This window comes from Cryobacterium sp. TMT1-62 (genome assembly GCF_004403145.1).
In the GTDB taxonomy this organism is placed as follows: domain Bacteria; phylum Actinomycetota; class Actinomycetes; order Actinomycetales; family Microbacteriaceae; genus Cryobacterium; species Cryobacterium sandaracinum.
In genome coordinates, this window is the sequence record NZ_SOGZ01000049.1 from 46,630 (window position 1) to 65,764 (window position 19,135).

Annotated in this window: 11 protein-coding genes and 1 tRNA gene; 4 read left to right on the plus strand and 8 right to left on the minus strand. The window is 66.5% G+C overall.

Annotation, left to right across the window (positions count from 1 at the left end; all coding sequences use genetic code 11):
- Nucleotides 1-3: 3 nt before the first annotated feature.
- Both E3T34_RS15095 and E3T34_RS15100 read left to right on the plus strand, forming a co-directional pair.
- A complete protein-coding gene (locus E3T34_RS15095) occupies nucleotides 4-1,296 on the plus strand; it encodes a family 1 glycosylhydrolase (RefSeq protein WP_134343446.1) in 1,293 nt (430 codons plus the stop codon).
- Nucleotides 1,297-1,365: 69 nt separating this feature from the next.
- Nucleotides 1,366-2,898, plus strand: a complete 1,533-nt coding sequence (locus E3T34_RS15100; protein ID WP_134343447.1) for an alpha-N-arabinofuranosidase — start codon at nucleotides 1,366-1,368, stop codon at nucleotides 2,896-2,898.
- 198 nt (nucleotides 2,899-3,096) lie between these two features.
- On the opposite strand, the gene E3T34_RS15105 is transcribed toward E3T34_RS15100, so the two are convergent.
- Both E3T34_RS15105 and E3T34_RS15110 read right to left on the minus strand, forming a co-directional pair.
- Complete coding sequence (locus E3T34_RS15105) at nucleotides 3,097-3,657, minus strand: recombinase family protein (protein ID WP_134343448.1); 561 nt, start codon at nucleotides 3,655-3,657, stop codon at nucleotides 3,097-3,099.
- Nucleotides 3,658-5,116: 1,459 nt separating this feature from the next.
- Nucleotides 5,117-5,206: transfer RNA gene (locus E3T34_RS15110), tRNA-Ser, on the minus strand.
- 121 nt (nucleotides 5,207-5,327) lie between these two features.
- Here E3T34_RS15110 and E3T34_RS15115 point away from each other — a divergent pair.
- The gene (locus E3T34_RS15115; protein ID WP_241977427.1) at nucleotides 5,328-6,269 is read left to right on the plus strand and encodes an SGNH/GDSL hydrolase family protein; all 942 of its coding nucleotides are present in this window, start codon (nucleotides 5,328-5,330) and stop codon (nucleotides 6,267-6,269) included.
- 9 nt (nucleotides 6,270-6,278) lie between these two features.
- A complete protein-coding gene (gene radA, locus E3T34_RS15120; protein WP_104102393.1) occupies nucleotides 6,279-7,643 on the plus strand; it encodes a DNA repair protein RadA in 1,365 nt (454 codons plus the stop codon).
- 121 nt (nucleotides 7,644-7,764) lie between these two features.
- On the opposite strand, the gene E3T34_RS15125 is transcribed toward radA, so the two are convergent.
- The 6 genes from E3T34_RS15125 to E3T34_RS15150 all read right to left on the minus strand — a co-directional run bounded on the left by E3T34_RS15125 (nucleotide 7,765) and on the right by E3T34_RS15150 (nucleotide 19,019).
- Nucleotides 7,765-9,360 carry a GGDEF domain-containing protein gene (locus E3T34_RS15125; RefSeq protein WP_104102396.1) on the minus strand — a complete coding sequence of 532 codons (1,596 nt, stop codon included), beginning with the start codon at nucleotides 9,358-9,360 and terminating at the stop codon, nucleotides 7,765-7,767.
- 156 nt (nucleotides 9,361-9,516) lie between these two features.
- Nucleotides 9,517-9,942: a dehydrogenase gene (locus tag E3T34_RS15130; protein ID WP_233191481.1), complete on the minus strand. Its 426-nt coding sequence runs from the start codon at nucleotides 9,940-9,942 to the stop codon at nucleotides 9,517-9,519.
- An 89-nt stretch (nucleotides 9,943-10,031) separates the two neighbouring features.
- Nucleotides 10,032-10,664, minus strand: coding sequence for a hypothetical protein (locus tag E3T34_RS15135; RefSeq protein WP_104102402.1), 633 nt, complete (start codon nucleotides 10,662-10,664; stop codon nucleotides 10,032-10,034).
- A gap of 139 nt (nucleotides 10,665-10,803) precedes the next feature.
- Nucleotides 10,804-15,552, minus strand: a complete 4,749-nt coding sequence (locus E3T34_RS15140) for an ExeM/NucH family extracellular endonuclease (RefSeq protein ID WP_134343449.1) — start codon at nucleotides 15,550-15,552, stop codon at nucleotides 10,804-10,806.
- 204 nt (nucleotides 15,553-15,756) lie between these two features.
- Complete coding sequence (locus E3T34_RS15145; RefSeq protein WP_104102407.1) at nucleotides 15,757-16,263, minus strand: amino-acid N-acetyltransferase; 507 nt, start codon at nucleotides 16,261-16,263, stop codon at nucleotides 15,757-15,759.
- Between the two features lie 230 nt (nucleotides 16,264-16,493).
- A complete protein-coding gene (locus E3T34_RS15150) occupies nucleotides 16,494-19,019 on the minus strand; it encodes an ATP-dependent Clp protease ATP-binding subunit (RefSeq protein ID WP_104102410.1) in 2,526 nt (841 codons plus the stop codon).
- Nucleotides 19,020-19,135 lie beyond the last annotated feature (116 nt).

The window sequence follows — 19,135 nt, forward strand, 5'->3', positions numbered from 1 at the left end:
CTAATGACCTGGTTTAACGACGGCCGACTGCACTTCGCAGTCGGCATCGAAGACACCTTCGTGCCGCAGGCCCGCCCGGGCGAGCGCGCCATCGACGAATACGAACTCACCGAGCACTACGCGCAGTACGCCGGCGACCTGCAACTGGCCAGCGACGTCGGCGCCGAACTGGTGCGCTGGGGAGTTCCCTGGCATCGAGTGGCCGCCGAACGAGGCCAGTGGGACTGGTCGTGGGTGGACGGCGTCATCGCGCGGTTCGCAGAACTGGGACTCCGCCCCGTCATCGACCTGCTGCACTACGGCACGCCGCTCTGGCTCGACGGCCAATTCTCCAATCCCGACTATCCCGACCACGTCACCGAATACGCCCAACGGTTCGCCGAGCGGTACGGCGAACTCGCCACCGACTACACGCCGGTCAACGAACCCGTGATCCACGCCCTGTTCTCGGGCGAGTATGCCTACTGGCCGCCGTATCTCTCCGGCCCGACCGGGATGGTGTCGATTGCCACCGCACTCGCGGAGGGATTCGTGAAAACGCAACACGCGATTTCATCAGTACTCGGCGACCGGGCCACCTTCGTGCACGTCGATGCGGGCATCCGCTACTCCGGCGCCCTGGACGCGCCCGAGCATGTCGACACCGTGACCCGGCTTCGACACCAGGGCTTCCTCGTCGAGGACCTCGTCACCGGCGCCGTAGGCCCGGACCACCCGCTGCTGGGCCAGCTCGAGCGTGGCGGCACCTCCGACTCCCTGCTCGATTGGTTTCGGGCGCACCCGGTTCGCCCCGATGTAATGGGCGTGAACTACTACCCGCTGCACTCCACCGAGGTGTTTGAGGCGGGAATCCACCACGGCGGCGGATTCGCCGACCCTCGCCCTTATGAAGACAGCGGCACGGAGGGCCTGAAAGAGGTGCTCACCACCTGGGCCGACCGTTATAGTGCTCCCGTCATGCTCACTGAGACCTGCGTCACCGGCACCGTGGCCGAACGACGCCGGTGGCTGGACGCCTCCGTTGCCGCGCTGCACGAGCTCAAGGCCGACGGCGTGAACGTGGTGGGCTACACCTGGTGGCCGCTGTTCGACATGTACGAATGGACATGGCGGCACACCCAGGCGCCCCGCGCCGAGCACCTGCTGACAATGGGCCTGCACGACCTGCTGGAAACGCCATCGGGACAGCTCGCCCGGCGACGCAACCCGGTCGCCGATTCTTTTCAACGGCACGCGACCGAAGCACGTCTCCTGGCCACGGGACTGTCGATGGATTCAGTCGACGTCGTCGCCTGACACCTGCCGCTCTCCCTCCCCCATACACCCGCTTTCCTTCCACCCACCCATTGACGAAACGGATCTGCGATGTCGCACGCCCATTTGACCCTAAACCCCCGCGCTTCCATCGGTGCCATCGATCGACGCTTGTTCGGCTCGTTCATCGAACACCTCGGCCGAGCCGTCTACGACGGCATCTACGAACCGAGCCATCCCACCGCGGATGCCCAGGGCTTTCGGCAAGACGTCATCGAGCTGGTCAAGGAGCTCGGAGTCACGACAATTCGCTACCCCGGTGGCAATTTCGTGTCGGGTTTCCGCTGGGAAGACAGCGTCGGGCCGATCGAGCAGCGCCCGGCCCGCCTCGACCTGGCGTGGCACTCCACGGAGTCGAATGAGGTGGGTCTGCACGAATTCCAGAACTGGCTCGACTCGGTCGGTAGCGACCTGATGTTGGCCGTCAACCTGGGCACCCGCGGCACCGCCGAGGCCCTCGACCTGCTGGAATACGCCAACCTCGCGCAGGGCACCGCGCTTGCGGACCAGCGTCGGCAGAACGACCGCGAGGCTCCCTTCGATGTGCGGATGTGGTGTCTCGGCAACGAGATGGACGGCCCGTGGCAGATCGGGCACCGCTCTGCAGATGACTACGGCAAGCTCGCCTCACAAACGGCGAAAGCGATGCACGCCTTCGACCCCGACCTGCAGCTGGTGGTCTGCGGTTCGTCGAGCTCGACCATGCCGACCTTCGGGGAATGGGAGCGGGTCGTGCTAGGGCACGCCTACGACGATGTCGACTTCATCTCCTGCCACGCCTACTACGAGGACCTCGGCGACCGCGCCAGTTTCCTAGCCTCCGGCGTCGACATGGACCGCTTCATCGAGCAAGTCGTTGCGACCGCCGACCACGTCGGTGCCGTGCGCGGCAGCTCCAAGCGCATCCAGCTCTCTTTCGATGAATGGAACATCTGGTACAACACGCGATTCGAGAACGTCGACAAGATCGAGGGCGTCGACAATTGGCCCACAGCTCCCCGCCTTCTCGAAGACGTCTACACCGTCACCGACGCTGTGGTCTTTGGCAGCCTGCTGATTTCACTGCTCAAGCACGCCGACCGGGTCACCAGCGCGTCGCTCGCCCAGCTGGTGAACGTGATCGCACCGATCATGACGGCGCCCGGTGGACCCGCCTGGCGACAGACCACCTTCTTCCCGTTCGCGGCCACCTCGGCGTCGGCGGTCGGCCGGGCCGTCGACGTGCAACTGCAGAGCGACTCCTACGAGACCGTGCGGTACGGCACGGTACCCGTGATCGACGCGGTAGCAGCGTGGAACGACGACGCCGGCAGCGGAGCCGTGTACCTGGTGAACAGGTCCGAAGAGGAAGCAGCCGACGTCACCATCGACCTCACCCACCTCGGCGAGAATGTGTCCGTCACCGCTCAAACCCTGAGCGACCCTGATCTGAACGCGGCCAACACGATTAACGATCCAGACCGCGTCCGGCCGGCAGCCAACCTAACCGTCGTCGTTGCTGCCGGGATCGCCACGATCTCGTTGCCACCGGTGTCTTGGACCATGATCCGCATCATCGCGACTGACACCCCCCACGAGAGCTGACCGCAACTCGCGGATTTTCACTAACCTCACGAAACTCGCAGGCATAAATGCACGCGACAGGTCTGCTCCCAACGAATGTCGCTCGCGGTGCCTTCCCCTGTGAGGACCTTCAAACAGAGTGGAGCAGATAAAAGGCAACCATCACAGCGCCTTGGACACCGCGGTCAGCTGTTGAAGGACGCCTGCACAACGCGACGTTCAAACCACGGCGCGAAGGTAGGCATAGACGGTCTCTCGACTGATGCCATAGTGGCGAGCGAGAGCAGCTTTCGGGACGCCGTCAGCGGCCTTCTCGCGCAACTCGGCAGCATTCTTGGCGTCCAGCGATGGTGTGCGGCCGCGGTACGCGCCTCGCTGCTTTGCCAGATTGATACCTTCGCGCTGACGTTCACGGATCAGAGATCTCTCGAACTCCGCGAACGCTCCCATCACGTTCAGCAGAAGCGTTGCTATCGCGTTGTCGTCGCCGGTGAAGGTGAGCTGCTCCTTGACGAACTCGACGCGCACCTTTTTCGCTGTGAGCCGGCGCACGATCGCACGAAGGTCATCGAGATTACGGGCAAGGCGGTCCATCGAGTGAACGAGCACCGTGTCACCGTCTCGGGCGAAATCGATCATCCGTTCCAGCTCGGGCCGGTTCACGTCTTTACCTGAGGCCTTGTCCTCGAAGACCTTGTCGACGTCGACACCGTCGAGCTGACGGGCCGTGCTCTGATCGAGGGTGCTCACGCGCACATAGCCGATTCGCTGACCTGTCATATGCCCACCCGATCTGTCAGGTTGAACTCTAAGAGCCGAACACGAGGGCTGTCAGCAAATACAAATTCCATTCCAACTGGACGGGTTTCGCGGCGCGATCTGACGTCAAGCTGGCGTGTACCCAGATTGGCATGAGGATCGCCCAACCTGAGCTTCAATCCCGGTAGCGCTCCGCTGGCAACGTTTGATTCTGGCAACGAGTCTTGAGCACATCAGAACCGGGAAATTCGCGGAGGCCCGTCTCTGGTGACTCGGGCAGCAAACCGGCAATGACTATGCAAACAACTAGCGGGGAATCACCCTTCAAATCGATCGACGCCGGCGCATATGCATCACAGATTCCAATTCTCCGGGCTCGACTTTGCGTAGTCGTCGATGCCGATCGCGGCGAAGTGCTTTTTGGCGGACTTGATCTTCGATTCGTGGTCGAGACCGCCGAGCGAGGACAAGTATGGCGCGCCTGGCGCCGCACTCCTGGGGGAGCTGTGCTGGGGACGGGCGGCGCGGAGCACCGAAGCCATTACTACGTTCAAAGGGACACACTGCCGACAGGTTGGCCAGACAGGTCACCGGAGTGGGTGGACGCTGCGCGCAAGGAGTGGCCTCCAGATTGGAACAAGAACGACGGCACTCGCCTCTGATAGTGCGACTAAGTTCCGGTGGCTCCGGCTCCCTGCCTTAAGAGCAGTTTGTTAGCACATCATGCGTTCAGACGTGGCGGTCGTCGTGCGTCAGGCGCGAGCCCTCCGGAAAAGCACCGGCGATGTACCGCTTTTGAAAAACCGAAAACCCTGCGAATTTCCCTTAACCTCCGCGGATTTACGCGGATCTCGGGTGGACGGACCGCGTCTGCCGTTTGTACCGCCGGATCGACAATCCTAGCGACTCTGCTCGCGCCCACGATAAGTATGTGTACAGATGTGCACCCTCCTCCCAACTCCCTTGAATCTGTGCGCGCCCGGGGGGGGTCCTGAACTTGAGTTGTCGCCGCGAGAATGTGTCCGACCGTTGAAGCTGGATATGCCCGCTCCCCTTGTCTCGCATGGGTCGCACCGCTTCCGGACACGTACACGTACACCTACCGGCGAGGGTGAATGTGTATGAGTGTGCATTTCGGAGATAGCGGCCACACAGCTTATTCCCAGACACGTCGGGCGTGTCGAGGACGCGTATCCCCCCGCGCTCACCGGCAGCGCACCGGGCTCGCCGTGACCGATGCGAGGACGTCGATTCGACTGCTCTCGATCCGCCACAGCGCACCATGGAGATCGTCGCCAGGAAGGTGCGGGCCACCCGGTGCGTGCGTCACCATCCACCGCATGCCTCAACTCGCACTTGCTCACACCCGCTCACACCCGCTCACAGATGTTCCGTTACCGCTGCGTTACCGCTGGGGAAATCCCGGCGAGAAAAAACCCCCTGAGTCCCAGTGAAACACAGGGCTGCAGGGGGTTTTCTGTGGCGGTACCGGTGGGATTTGAACCCACGGTGGAGTCTCCCCCACACAACTTTTCGAGAGTTGCACCTTCGGCCGCTCGGACACGGTACCGAGGGAGAGTTTAGTTGAAATCGGGAGCCTTGCGCGAATCGCGGCGGCGAACATCCGTGTCTGAACGGCCGCGAACGGCCCTGAACGACGAGAACCCAGCACGAAGCGGTATTCTCACCGGGTGATCACCGTGAACCACAGGCTCCGTTCCCTTGCCCTCACTGCCGGAACCCTGGCCACAGCGGCCGGCCTCGGCGCCGCCGCCGTGGTCAATTACCGGGGCTTCCAGCGTCGCATCGCCGAGAGCTCGGTGATTCTCAATGAGACCCTGCCGGTGCACTCTCTCTGGTGGCGCGCCCGCGCGAAAGACAAGGGCGAGCTGATCTACGCCGTCATCGGAGACAGTGCCGCGCAGGGGATCGGGGCGAGTTCCCCGCACCGCGGCTATGTCGGAATCCTGACCGACCACATCCGTCTCTCCACCGGCCGCTCGGTGCGCGTGGTGAACCTGAGCGTGTCGGGCGCCACCGTCGAAATGGCTGTGCGCGACCAGCTGCCCACGTTCGCGAAGCTCACCCCGGACATCGTCACGGTCGCGATCGGCGCCAACGACATCGCCCTCTGGGACGCCGCCGTCTTCGAGGCCGGCATCCGGCAGGTCTGCGCGGCGCTGCCCCCGCACGCCCTGGTCGCCGACCTGCCCTGCTTCCACCTGCCCCGCAACGAACGGATGGTCGCCGTCGCCAACCGCATCATCCGCCAGGTGGCCGCGGAGTACCAGCTACGCGTGGTGCCGCTCCACGCCACGACGAAGCGGCTCGGGCTGCGCAGCGTCGCCACACACGTCGCGGGCGACCTGTTCCACCCCAATAACCGCGGCTACCGGGCCTGGGCCGAGGCGTTCGTTCCGGCGCTGAGCGCTCATCTGGTGCGGGGCATCCGGCCTGCCGACCTGGCCGGGCCGGATGCCCCCAACGCGCCTGCCGGCCTGCCCTCATCGGCACACGCGGCTGCCGGCCTGCCCTCGGCCGTGCCGGCCGGCCTGCCCTCCCCCACGCCGGAACCCGCGTCGACTCCGGTGGCGAACACTTCGGAATCGGGTGGTGTCAGCGGCCCGAGCTAGGCTCGCAGAATGGCCAGACCCGTTTCCTCCTTCCGTTGCACCGAGTGTGGCTGGACCACCCTGAAGTGGGCAGGCCGCTGCGGCGAATGCCAGCAGTGGGGCACCGTGGTGGACACCACCGAGAAGGCGAGCCTGGCCCGCGCGCTCAAGCCGGCCAGCGTCACCGGCGCGGGCGTCGCCCGCCCGATCACTCACGTCGACACCACGGCCGTCTCGCACTGGCCTACCGGCATCGCCGAGTTCGACCGGGTGCTGGGTGGCGGCATCGTGCCTGGCTCGGTCATCCTGCTCAGCGGCGAGCCCGGCGTCGGCAAGTCGACACTGCTGCTCGAGGTGGCCTCCAAGGCAGCGGCCGCCAAGTCCCGCGTGCTCTACGTCAGCGCCGAGGAATCGGTCAGCCAGGTGCGGTTGCGCGCCGAGCGCACCGGGGCGCTGCAACCCGAGCTGTACATCGCCGCCGAGACCGACCTGGCCACCATCCTCGGCCAGATCGACGCCATTCAACCCAACCTCGTCATCGTCGACTCGGTGCAGACGGTGGCCAGCTCGCTCTCCGACGGCCTCGCGGGCATGCCCAGCCAGGTGCGGGAGGTGGCCTCCACGCTGATCCGGGTGGCCAAAGACCGCAACCTGCCCATCCTGCTCGTCGGGCACGTCACCAAAGACGGCTCGATCGCCGGCCCCCGCCTGCTCGAACACCTTGTCGACGTAGTGTGCCAGTTCGAGGGCGACCGGCAGAGCGCGCTGCGCTTCGTGCGGGCGCTCAAGAACCGGTTCGGCTCGACCGACGAGGTGGGCTGCTTCGAGATGACCGGCGACGGCATCGCCGAGGTGCCCGACCCGAGCGCGCTGTTCCTCAGCCGCGGCTCCACCCCCGTGTCCGGCACCTGCGTCACGGTGGCACTCGAGGGCCGCCGGGCGATGCCGGTCGAAGTGCAGGCTCTGGTGATCAAGACCCAGGCCCCGAACCCCCGCCGCGTCACCAACGGGGTGGACTCCTCACGGGTGGCGATGCTCCTCGCGGTGCTCGAGCGCCGGGCGAGCCTGTCGGGGCTGGGCAGCATGGATGTCTACGTGTCGACCGTAGGCGGCATCCGTCTCACCGAACCGGCCGCCGACCTCGCCATCGCCCTCGCCATCGCGTCCGCGTTCAAGGACAAGCCGATCGCTCAAGGGGCCGTGGCGTTCGGCGAGATCAGCCTCGCCGGCGAGGTGCGACCGGTGTCAGCGGCCAAGCTGCGCGCAGCCGAGGCCGCCCGGCTCGGCTTCACCATCCGACTCGATGCCGAGGCCGGCGCGATCGGCACCGCGGTCGCCGCGGCGATCGCGACCGGCCAGTCCGCACGGGACGCCGAGCTCGACCGCGCGTTCTAGCAGGGAGCATCCGGCGCGGGCCGCCACGGATGTCCCGGGCGAGCGGCAGGTTCGGGTCACCGAGGTCTCGACAAGCTCAACCACCGGGCGCTCGACCAGCGGGAAGCCCGACCCACCGTGATCATCGGGCCTCGAGCAGTTCCGCCTCCGGGGTCGACGTGGAGACGATGGCGGCGTGAACGACCCGATTGCGACCGTCGCGTTTGGCCACGTACAGACGCACATCGGCGGCGCGCAGCAGGTCCGAGCTCTGCTGGCCGTCGGCAGGCGCCAGGGCAATCCCGAGACTCGCGGTCACCGGCAGGGCGCCGGTGATCGGCGACCAGTCGTGATCAGCGATCGAGCGGCAGACCGCCTCGAAACGCCGGTGCGCCTCGGTGGCGTCAATCCCCGGCATGATCAGCAGGAATTCCTCGCCGCCCAGGCGTGCGGCGATGCCGTCGGCCGCGGATGCCGCAGCGGCGATCAGGATGCTGCCCACCTCGCGGAGCACAGTGTCGCCGACCTCATGCGACAGCGTGTCGTTGATGCGCTTGAAGTGATCGAGGTCGACCATGGCGATGGCCACGCTCGGCCCACCCTCGCGCAGGCGCATCAGCGCGGCGCTGAGATGTTCGTCGACGAACCGGCGGTTGTGCAGCCCGGTGAGCGGATCGCGCTCAGCCAGCTCTCGGTACCGCTCGCTCTCTCGGCGGGACTCCGCGGTCTGGAACATGGCCTCGAGGATGCGCCCGCGCGACTCGTTCTCGCTCGCACCGAGCGCCTCGGACTGTTCGTGGAAGTGCCGGTACGCCTCGAACGCGGCGCGAAAATCGCCGTTGGCCGCATGGATCTCGGCCTGCTCCCTTGCCGCTTCCGTCGACCAGCGGGTGAGCCCGAACCGCTGGGACAGCTCGCGGCACCGGTCGATGACGGTCTGCGCTCGGGCCAGATTGCCCTGCGTGCGATAGATCTCGGCCAGCGTGACCAGGGCCACTGCGGACCCGTCGGGATGCAGGTTGCCCACGGCCGGGTCCATAGCCGGCAGCAGCTTCGCTTCCGCCTCGTCCAGCCGCCCCGCCGTCAGGTAGACGCGCGCGACCGTGTCGAGGGCGTACATGCCGATCTGTCGGTCGCCCACCTCGGACAGGCCGATCAGCTGTTCCACGGCCGCGAGGGCCTCGACCTGGTTGTGGGCCAGGTATTCGGTGTAGGCGAGATTGTTCAGGATGTTGTAGCGGATGATGGTCTCGGGGTCATCGATCACGAGGCGGAGGGCATCGTCGTAGCGGCGGCGCGCCTCGTCGAGGGACCCGGCCGAGCCGAGCGCGTCGGCCAGGCACTTGCGGGCGGCTGCACGCATGAGTGGAACCTCCGACTCCTCGAGCAGGTCGTTCGCGGCGACGGCGTGTTCCAGGGCCAGGGCGCGGTCGCCCACCATCTCGAACACGGAACCGAGCACGTCGTGACAGCGCGACTGCAGGGCGAGCTCGCCGTGCTGCTCCGCCCAGCTCAGGATCTGTTGCACGTCAACGGCGCTCTGACTCGGGTCGCCGCGACGGATGCGCACAGCCGCGACGACAACCTGCAGCCGTCGCGCAGTCGCTCCGTGCTCCCCGTCGCCGAACTCGGCTAGCCAGGCCTCGGCGTCCCGGAGGGCGACATTGCGGTCGATCCAGTACTGTCGCTCGACGCCCGCGAGGCGGGCATCGGTCAGACCCTGTTCGGTCTCCACCACATTGACCTGCTCCCTGACAGGCTGAATGCTGACCGTGAAAAGTCCGTCGGATTCCGCTTCGGGAGCGGGCCGAACACTGTCTAGCGCCAGCCTAGCGCGGGCCGACTCCGCGGCCGGGGGTCTGGGGACCCCCAGCCTGAGGGGGTCAATCGGGCGCTACCGGCCGGGTTCGCTCGTGCCGGTTTCTTCCTCGCCGGGCAGCGGGCCGAGGGCGCGCATCAGGTCCGCCGGTGCGGCCTGCATGACATGGGGACCGGCGACGTCGAAGAACACCATCTCGAGCACCTGCTGGTGCACGGTGAGGAATTCGCGAAGCCACTGTGCGTCACCGACCATGATCTGCGGATCGATCTCGTCGGGAACCATGCGGGCGTAGTTCTCGGCGGAGGAGAAGAGCAGCAGCATCCGGCGGTCGGTGCCTTCACGGCCGAAGACCCGCACCTGTTCCGCCTGCCCGTTGACGACCAGCTGCGGCACGATCATCACGTCGTTGCGCAGGGCATAGGCCACAGCGACCACATCCTGGGCGGCCAGAGCGGCAGCGAGGGCAGGGGAATGCGTCGGTGGAGTAGCGTCAGTCACGGCTTCCATTCAACCAGTTGGCGCGGTAGTGACACGCCGAATCCGACCCTTGGGGGGCACGCCACGAGCGAACGGCGGCCGGGCCGGTATCAGGAGAGGAAGAACTGCTTCGGGTTCACCGACTCGATGCCGTCGACGCTCACGGTCAGGTTGTAGGCCGCTCCGCCGGCCGGCGCGGCATCGCGGCTGGCTTCGCCGCAGGTGTCCGGGTTCGAACGGGTGCGATCCCAGGCGATCGCTTCGCCGGAACTCACGGGTTCACCCGGCTGCAGGCTGACGTCGGCGTCGCCTGGCTCCTGCTGGCAGTCGGTCGACGTCCAGTAGACATCCGTGCCGCTCGACACCGTGAACACCTGCGTCGCCGTACCCGCGTTCAGCACGCACGGCACGTCGCCGATGTTGGTGACGCTGAGCGAGAGCATCGGCTGCGCCCCCGGTTCGTAGCTGACCGCGTCGGTGGTCGCTTCGATCTGCACGGATGCGGGGTCGCACGCGGCCGGGTCGGCCGCCGGGTCGGAGGCGGAGACCTCCGCTCCGGCCGCCTCGGCCGCGGGCGCCGGAGTGCTGTCGGGCACACCGGCGCCGGCGGCCGGGCGCACGATGGACGAGATGACCAGGATGAGGAGGGCGAGCACGATGAGCAGGCCGAGGCCCACCACGAGACGACGGCGCCAGTACACCTTGCTGGACTGGGGGCCGACCGGATGTTTGATCGTCGACATTACCCAAGGCTAGCGAGGTATACCGACGCCGCCGGCAATGCTGTGCGTGTCGTGCGCGTGTCGGGCGGGAAACGCCGAACCGGCGCGGCCGACCTCGAGAGGCTCGGTTCCGCGCCGGTCCGGTTTGCTCCGGGCGGTACTACCGGCCGCGCGGCGCCTTGTCGACCCTGATCTCGGTCCAGCCGAGCACGTTATCGTTCTCGTCCTGAACGACCAGCTTGTACTTGCCCGCACGGGTGTCGGCCGGCAGGGTCGTTCTGACCTCACCCTGCGCGTTCACCAGCAGCCAGCCGCCCAGGTTCTCCACTGGCTTGGACTGCAGCGATACGGAGACGAACTCACCGGCACGCGCCACTCCGACGTCGACCGTGACCGGGGCACCCGCGGCATACGTGGCCGCGTCCGTGACGATCGCGTTCTTGAGTGCCTTGGTCAGCGCCTTCGGGCTGGCGGCGACCGGTTCAGTCGTCGGCGGAACCGGCACAACGACCGTGATCGGCACCCGCACGATCGTGCCTGACTCCGTGGTGGTGAGTTCGAGCACGCTGTTCGCCGCGGCATCCTGCGGCACCGTGACGGTGACCGTCGCCGCACCCGTTGCGTCAACGGCTGCCGTTCCCAGTCCGGCACTGCTGCCGGCCCAGACCAACGACATTGCCGTGTTCTTCGGCGCGCCGAGCGAGCTCAGGTTCAGGTTGCCCACGGTGAACGTGACCGAGGCGCCGCGCTCGACCGCCACGGTCGGGACACCCGTGACACTGGCCTGGCGGGTGGCGAACGACGGCGTCAGCGGGCTCTTGGCCGTGATGTAGGAGATCCACGCGTCCCGGTCGACGAGACCGGAGTCGCGCGTGCCCGTTCCGTTCTTGAACTCCCGAAAGTTGTCGCCTCCGGTGAGCAAGAAGTTGAACGAGCCGACCCGGTAGGAGCGCGCCGGGTCGATTGCCGAGCCGTTGATCCAGATGCCCGTAATGCGGTCACCCTCGGTCCGGCTCGCGTCGAACGTGTAGTTGACGTTGTCGGAGAGGCCCAGCTGCAGGTACGGACGGCTCGGGATGTTGCCGGCCGCGTCACGCTGCCACTGCTGCTCCAGAACCGTCTTGAACTGGGCCCCGGTGAGGCTGGTCGTCCACAGGTTGTTCAGGAACGGCAGCACCGCGTTGGCCTCGGCGTAGGTGACGACGCCGTCCGGTGCGAGTAGCAGCTCGGCGCGCATGCCGCCGGGGTTGACCACGCCGATTTCGGCGCCGCCCTTGAGCGGGTCAGCCAGCGATTCGCGCAGCGAGTTGGCCACCAAGGTGCCCATCGCCGATGGTGCGGCCCGGTTCTCCGCGCACGGTGCGGTGCCACCGAGGCAGGCGCGGGTGATGTCGGCGGTGACGGAGCCGATCGGCTGGTTGCCGATGACGGCCGCCTGGGCGAGCGCGGCATCCGTGATTGTCTTCACCAAGGCGACCCGCGGGTAGGCGGCGACCAGGGTGGCGTCGGCGGTGACCGAGCGCTTGACGTTCTGGTTCTTCACGGTCGTGGTGTCACCGGAGGCAATGTCGTAGTTCAGCACGACCTGGCCGATGTTCTCACCGTAGTTGCCGGTCTGAAGCACCGGGCGGGTGATGCCGGCGGGCGCACCGGGCAACTGTGCGTTCCACGCGTATTGCTTGTGCGTGTGGCCGGTGAAGATCGCGTCGACTTCGGCTGAGGTCTGCGTGACGATCACTGCGAACGCACTGTCGGTGAGGGCGAGTTCCTGCTCGAGGGTCGCGTTGTCCGGCGTTCCGGCGCTGGCACCCTCGTGGTACTCGGCGATCAGCACGTCGGCTTCGCCGTTGGCCGGGTCACCGTCGGTGAGCTGGGCCGAGACCCGGTTGACCGCGGCTACCGGGTCACCGAAGCTCAGGCTGGCGATCCCGTTCGGCGACACCAGCGCCGGGGTCTCCTTGGTGACGGCGCCGATCACACCGACCGAGACGCCGTCGACGTCGAAGATCGCATATTCCTGCATCGCCGGGGTCGTCGTTCCGAGCAGGTAGACGTTCGCGCCGAGGTAGTCGAAGTCGGCGGCGTCGGCGACGCGCCCGGTGAGGTCGGCGAAGCCCTGGTCGAACTCGTGGTTGCCCACGGCCGAGGTCTTGAGGCCGAGCGCGTTCAGCACATCTATGGTGGGCCTGTCGCCCTGCGACGCCGAGGCGAACAGGGAGGCGCCGATGTTGTCACCGTCGGAGAGGAACAAAGTGGACGCGTCTCCGTATTCCGCGCGGAGCTGCTCGATCGTTCCGGCGAACTTCACCGTATTGCCGTCGATGCGCCCGTGGAAGTCGTTGATGTTGAGCAGGTTGATGTCGACGTCGGTGGGGCTGGCGAGGTCCAAGCCGACGATCGCCGGGTCGTGGTCCGACGAGCGGAACGCGTCGGCCACGTAGAAGTCGGTGACGTTGTTGTTGTAGCGGCTGTACTCGAGCGCAACGGACTCGACCGAGTTGATGTTCCAGACGTCCACATCGGTGACCGCGGCATTTGCCTCGGGTGACGCGAACACGTGGTCGAGCGAGCCGACGGTGCCACCGAAGGCGTAGGTGTACTCGCCGCTCTTGGCCTCCTGGCTGAGGTAGCCCGCGTCGGTGATGACCTTGATCGGGTCTTCCTGGTCGTAGGCGTTGAAGTCACCGGTGAGGAAGACGCGCGCGATGCCGGTACTGGTCTTCAGCGTGTCGGCGAACTTGACGAGCGCGGTCGCCTGGTTCACGCGGGACAGATTCGAGGCTCCCTGGCCGTCGCCGGTGTTGGCGTCGGCGCCGGTTCCAGAACCCTTCGACTTGAAGTGGTTGACGATCGCGAGGAAGCTGCTGCCGGCGTCGCCGACCAACTGGAACGCCTGGGCGAGCGGCTGGCGGGCGTTCACGAACGCGGCGTCGTCGAAGATGGTCGATCCGCCGACGGTTTCGACCGCGGCGGTCTTGTAGATGAATGCGGTGCGGATGACATCTTCGCTGGCCGGGAGGGCGGCCGGTGAGGGTACGAACGCCCAAACCGGGCTGCCCGCGTCGGTGTTCAGGGCGGTGACGAGGTTGGCGAGGGCGAAGTCGCGGTCCTTGCCGAAGCGGGCCGAGTTCTCGATCTCTTCCAGCGTGATGACGTGGGCGTCGAGGGCGTTGATCGCCGAGACGATCTTTGCCTGCTGGCGCTCGAAACTGACCTGGGTGGCCGCGCCGCGGGCGTCGCATCCGCTGTTGACCGTGATCGGTGTGCCGGCCCGGTCGGTGTAGTAGCTGCAGCCGGTGATCGAGTCCCCGGTGGTGGCGAAGTAGTTGAGCACGTTGAAGGTGGCCAGACGGATGTCGCCGCCCACCGATCGAGGTGCCGCGGTGCGGGTGTCGGCGAAGGTTGCGGGCTGCACGGCTGCGGCGGTCGCAGGCACCAGTTCGGTGGTCGGCTGGAACTTCCAGGCACTGTTGCGGAAGTCGAGGATGACCGGCGTCGCGAACGTGACGGCCGCGCCGATGCGCACCGGGCTGGTCGTCGAAAGGTAGGGAACGGGCTTGTCCTTGTTGATGCTGGACAAGAAGTTGGTGGTGGCGCCGTCGTCGAGGGTGACCGCGCGCGCCTTATTGCCGGCGACGGCCGCGGTGTACGCGTCCGTTCCCGGGCGGGCGGTGACGGTCGGGCCGACGAGCGGGGTGGTTCCGGCCGCGAGGCCGATCTCGCCGTACTGGTTGGTCGCGTAGTTGTTGGTGACGGTGAAGTCGCCCTGCGGGGAGACGAGCATGCCCTCGAGAGACTCACGTGCGGCATCCGTTGACGGGAGGCCGACCGTGGCCGGCACCGGGCCGACGATCCCGGCCTTGTCCAACGCGGTCACGTCGCTGAGCGCGGTGATCGTGATCTGGGTGAGGCCGAAGAACTCGCTCGCGGTGCCGGTGACGGAGACGTAGTCGCCTGCCGTGACCGGGGCGGCCAGTGCGTTCGTGTAGACGAAGAGGCCGTCGGACGCGGTGTGCGTGGTCAGGTCGACCGCGCCGCCGGTGCCGGGGGTCTGCAGGTAAAAGCCTTTGAAACCGCCCGTGGGATATGTGGCGGTGACGACGCCGGTCGTCGTGACGACCTTACCGGTCTGGGCGCCGGCATCCGTGGAGCCCTGGATCTCGTTGATCGCAAGGGCGGCGGCAGGCACGGGCGGAGTCGTCGGGGTGGGCGTCGGGGTGGGCGTCGCGGTGGGCGTCGCGGTCGGGTCGACCGGGGTCGCCGCGGCCTCGCCTGCGGCGTTCGTCGGGGTGGGAGCCGCGACGATGAAGTCGGCCGAGTTGACGTCAGTGTCGAGGCCCGTGGCGCGGGTGAGCGCGGTGGTGACGGATGCGGCGGACGCCACCGTGGTCTCGAACGTGAGCGACGTGCCGTAGCCGAGTAGGTCGATGACGCCCGGGGCATTGAGGAGGGATCCCGTGGCCGGGGCCGTCAGCTGCGCGGCCTGGCTGGCGAGGAAGAGGGTTCCGCCTCCGCCGCCGAAAGAGAAGCCGAGGGTGGCGTTGGGGGTGGGCAGCGCCGCGCCGCTGGTCGAGTTGGCCGTTCCCTGCACCAGGTAGTACCCCTTGGCGGGGATCGAGCCGCTCAGTGCAAGCGTGCCGGACGGGTTCGCCGCGCCTGTGGCCGACCGATACTGCAGCGAGGTGCCGTCGAGGGAGACGGCAGCGTCCGTGGGGTTGTAGAGCTCGACGAACTTGTTGAGGTAGGTCGCTCCCGTACTGCCGCCGTTCAGGTAGGCCTCGTTGATCACGACCCCGGTGCCGCCGACGTCGGCGAAGGCGGGCAGAGCCACCAGGGGGCTGGCGACCAGCCCCACTCCGAGTAGAGCAGAAAAAGCCAGTTTCAGACGGCTGTTCGGTGCAGGCGACATAGTTTTCCTCAGCTATTAACGATCGACAGTGATCGCCATGCTACGGACGCGGTGTTGCCAGTGCGCTACCTGCGAAGTAACAATCAGTGAATTTGAGCGTTTCGCTCGGATGAGCAGAAATCTCCAGAACTACCCTCACCTGAGCGGCACCTGAACGGGTAGTCTCTCGCTGTCTTCTGCCCACTGCGGTCAGCTTTCAGACGGTCAGTCGAGCCGCTTGACCATCCGGGTGTTGCCGAGCGTGTTCGGCTTGACCCGGGCCAGGTCGAGGAACTCGGCGACACCCTCATCGTGCGAGCGCACGAGCTCGGCGTACACCTGCGGGTCGACCGTTTCGGAGCCCATGTCGGTGAAGCCGTGCCGGGCGAAAAATGGCACCTCGAAGGTCAGGCAGAAGAGGCGGCTGAGCCCGAGCTCGCGAGCATCCGCTTCGAGCCGGTCCATCAGCGCGTGGCCGACGCCGTGGCCGAGCCGGTCGGCGGTCACGGCGAGGGTGCGCACCTCGCCCAGGTCCTCCCACATCACGTGCAGGGCGCCGCAGCCGATCAGAGTGCCGTCGGCATCCTCGACCACCCGGAATTCCTGCACCGCCTCATAGAAGACGACGCTTTCCTTGCCGAGCAGAATGCGCTCCTGCACCAGCGGCGCCACGAGCGCCTGGATTCGGGGCACATCGGTGGTGCGTGCCCGGCGCACCAAAAACTCCTGCATTCGCTGTCCACCGATCTCTCTCGGTTCACTCACGCGAACCAACCAGCTCAGTCTAGGCAGCTGTGGGGGGAGCGAATTCGACGGAGATTTTGCCGAGCCTGCCCGTTTTGAGCCCGAAACAGGCCCGCAGGAGCAAAATCTCCGCCGAATTCGTCAGGGAGTCGGGGCCGGGCGAGCACGAGACAGGGCCCGGCGGATGTTTCCGCCGGGCCCTGTCCAACGGGTTACCGCTACTCGCTGGTCACCGCGAGGTCGGGTGAGCCCGGCCCCGTGCCGATTGCGGCCGTGGTGTTGACGCCGACGGCTACGGCGGAGGCGCGCACCGTCGTGGTGAAGATGTACTCCCCACCCACGTAATCCACGTGCACGTGGTCGCCGGCGTTGAGCTCGCCCTGCAGGATCTTTTCCGACAGGCGGTCCTCCACCTCGCGCTGGATCGCACGGCGCAACGGACGGGCACCGAGTGCGGGGTCGAAGCCGACCTCGATCAAGTGCTCCTTCACGGCGAGGGTCAGGTCCACGGTCATGTCGCGGTCGAGCAGGCGCTCGCTCAAGCGCTTGATGAACAGGTCCACGATCTGGAGCAGTTCCGGCTTGGTCAGCTGCGGGAAGACGATGATCTCGTCCACGCGGTTGAGGAACTCGGGCTTGAAGTGCTTCTTCAGCTCCTCTTTCACCTTGCCGCTCATCCGGTCGTAACCGGTGGACGTGTCACCCTCGAGTTGGAAACCGACGGGCGCGCCGCTGATGTCCTTGGTGCCGAGGTTCGTGGTCATGATGATCACGGTGTTCTTGAAGTCGACGACGCGACCCTGGCCATCCGTCAATCGGCCCTCTTCAAGAATCTGCAGGAGCGAGTTGAAGATGTCAGGGTGGGCCTTCTCGATCTCGTCGAACAGCACCACGGAGAACGGCTTGCGGCGCACCTTCTCGGTGAGCTGGCCGCCCTCTTCGAAGCCGACGAACCCGGGAGGGGCGCCGAACAGTCGGGACACGGTGTGCTTCTCGCCGTACTCACTCATGTCGAGGGAGATCATGGCGGCCTCGTCGTCGAAGAGGAACTCGGCGAGCGCCTTGGCCAGCTCGGTCTTTCCGACGCCGGTGGGGCCCGCGAAGATGAACGAACCGCTCGGGCGCTTCGGGTCCTTCAGTCCGGCACGGGTGCGACGGATGGTTTTGGCGAGCGCCGAGATGGCCTCTTCCTGACCGATGACGCGCTGGTGCAGCGCCTTCTCCATGAAGACGAGCCGCGAGGACTCCTCCTCGGTGAGTTTGAAGACGGGGATGCCGGTGGCCTGGGCCAGAACCTCGGCGATCAGGCCCTCGTCGACGACGGCGGTCGTCTTGACGTCGCCCGACTTCCACTTCTTCTCGAGGCGCAAACGCTCGCCGAGGAGGTTCTTCTCCTCGTCGCGCAGGCCGGCGGCCTTCTCGAAGTCCTGCTCCTCGATGGCGGTCTCCTTGGCGGCGCGCACCACGGCGATCTTCTCGTCGAATTCGCGCAGCTCGGGCGGGCTGGACAGGATCGACAGGCGCAGGCGGGCGCCGGCCTCGTCGATCAGGTCGATGGCCTTGTCCGGCAGGAACCGGTCGGAGACGTAGCGGTCGGCCAGGTTCGCCGCGGCCACGAGAGCGCCGTCGGTGATCGAGACCTTGTGGTGCGCCTCGTACCGGTCGCGCAGCCCCTTGAGGATATTGATGGTGTGGGGCAGAGACGGCTCGGCCACCTGGATCGGCTGGAAGCGTCGCTCGAGCGCGGCATCCTTCTCGAAGTGCTTGCGGTACTCGTCGATCGTGGTGGCACCGATGGTCTGCAGCTCGCCTCGGGCGAGGAGAGGCTTCAGGATGCTGGCCGCGTCGATGGCGCCCTCAGCGGCACCGGCACCGACGAGGGTGTGGATCTCGTCGATGAAGATGATGATGTCGCCGCGGGTGCGGATCTCCTTGGTGACCTTCTTCAGCCGCTCCTCGAAGTCACCGCGATAGCGGCTTCCGGCGATGAGCGAGCCGAGGTCGAGCGAGTAAAGCTGTTTGTCTTTCAGCGTCTCGGGTACATCGCCCTTGACGATGGCCTGGGCGAGACCCTCGACGACGGCGGTCTTGCCGACTCCGGGCTCACCGATCAGAACCGGGTTGTTCTTGGACCGGCGGGACAGGATCTGCATGACCCGCTCGATCTCCTTCTCGCGCCCGATGACCGGGTCGAGTTTGTTGTCGCGGGCGGCCTGCGTGAGGTTGCGCCCGAACTGGTCGAGAATCTGGCTGCCCGCCGGACCGCTCGCCTGCTCGTTCGCGCCGACCTGCACCTGCTCCTTGCCCTGGTAACCAGAGAGGAGCTGGATGACCTGCTGGCGCACCCGGTTGAGGTCGGCGCCGAGCTTGACGAGCACCTGGGCGGCAACGCCTTCACCCTCGCGGATGAGGCCGAGCAGAATGTGCTCGGTGCCGATGTAGTTGTGGCCGAGCTGCAGTGCTTCGCGCAGGCTCAGTTCGAGAACCTTCTTGGCGCGCGGCGTGAACGGGATGTGCCCCGTCGGCTGCTGCTGGCCCTGACCGATGATGTCCTGCACCTGCTCACGCACGGCGTCGAGGGAAATACCCAGGCTCTCGAGGGCTTTGGCCGCAACTCCCTCGCCTTCGTGGATCAGGCCGAGCAGGATGTGCTCAGTACCGATGTAATTGTGGTTGAGCATTTTGGCCTCTTCCTGGGCCAAAACAACGACGCGTCGAGCTCGGTCGGTAAATCTCTCAAACATGTGATCGCTCCCTTGGCGCCAGGGCAGTTGTGGCGCCGATACATTGAGAGTAACGAGCGAACCCTGAAATGAGTGCCTCTGTTCGCCGCAGGCGTGACGCATGTCGTCGCGCACCG

Bases quoted from the DNA above. Each gene is read 5' to 3' on its own strand.
- radA (WP_104102393.1), top strand. From the start codon at position 6,279: ATGGCCAGACCCGTTTCCTCCTTCCGTTGCACCGAGTGTGGCTGGACC.
- E3T34_RS15150 (WP_104102410.1), bottom strand. From the start codon at position 19,019: ATGTTTGAGAGATTTACCGACCGAGCTCGACGCGTCGTTGTTTTGGCC.
- E3T34_RS15105 (WP_134343448.1), bottom strand. From the start codon at position 3,657: ATGACAGGTCAGCGAATCGGCTATGTGCGCGTGAGCACCCTCGATCAG.
- E3T34_RS15095 (WP_134343446.1), top strand. From the start codon at position 4: ATGACCTGGTTTAACGACGGCCGACTGCACTTCGCAGTCGGCATCGAA.
- E3T34_RS15100 (WP_134343447.1), top strand. From the start codon at position 1,366: ATGTCGCACGCCCATTTGACCCTAAACCCCCGCGCTTCCATCGGTGCC.
- E3T34_RS15135 (WP_104102402.1), bottom strand. From the start codon at position 10,664: ATGTCGACGATCAAACATCCGGTCGGCCCCCAGTCCAGCAAGGTGTAC.
- E3T34_RS15145 (WP_104102407.1), bottom strand. From the start codon at position 16,263: ATGCAGGAGTTTTTGGTGCGCCGGGCACGCACCACCGATGTGCCCCGA.
- E3T34_RS15140 (WP_134343449.1), bottom strand. From the start codon at position 15,552: ATGTCGCCTGCACCGAACAGCCGTCTGAAACTGGCTTTTTCTGCTCTA.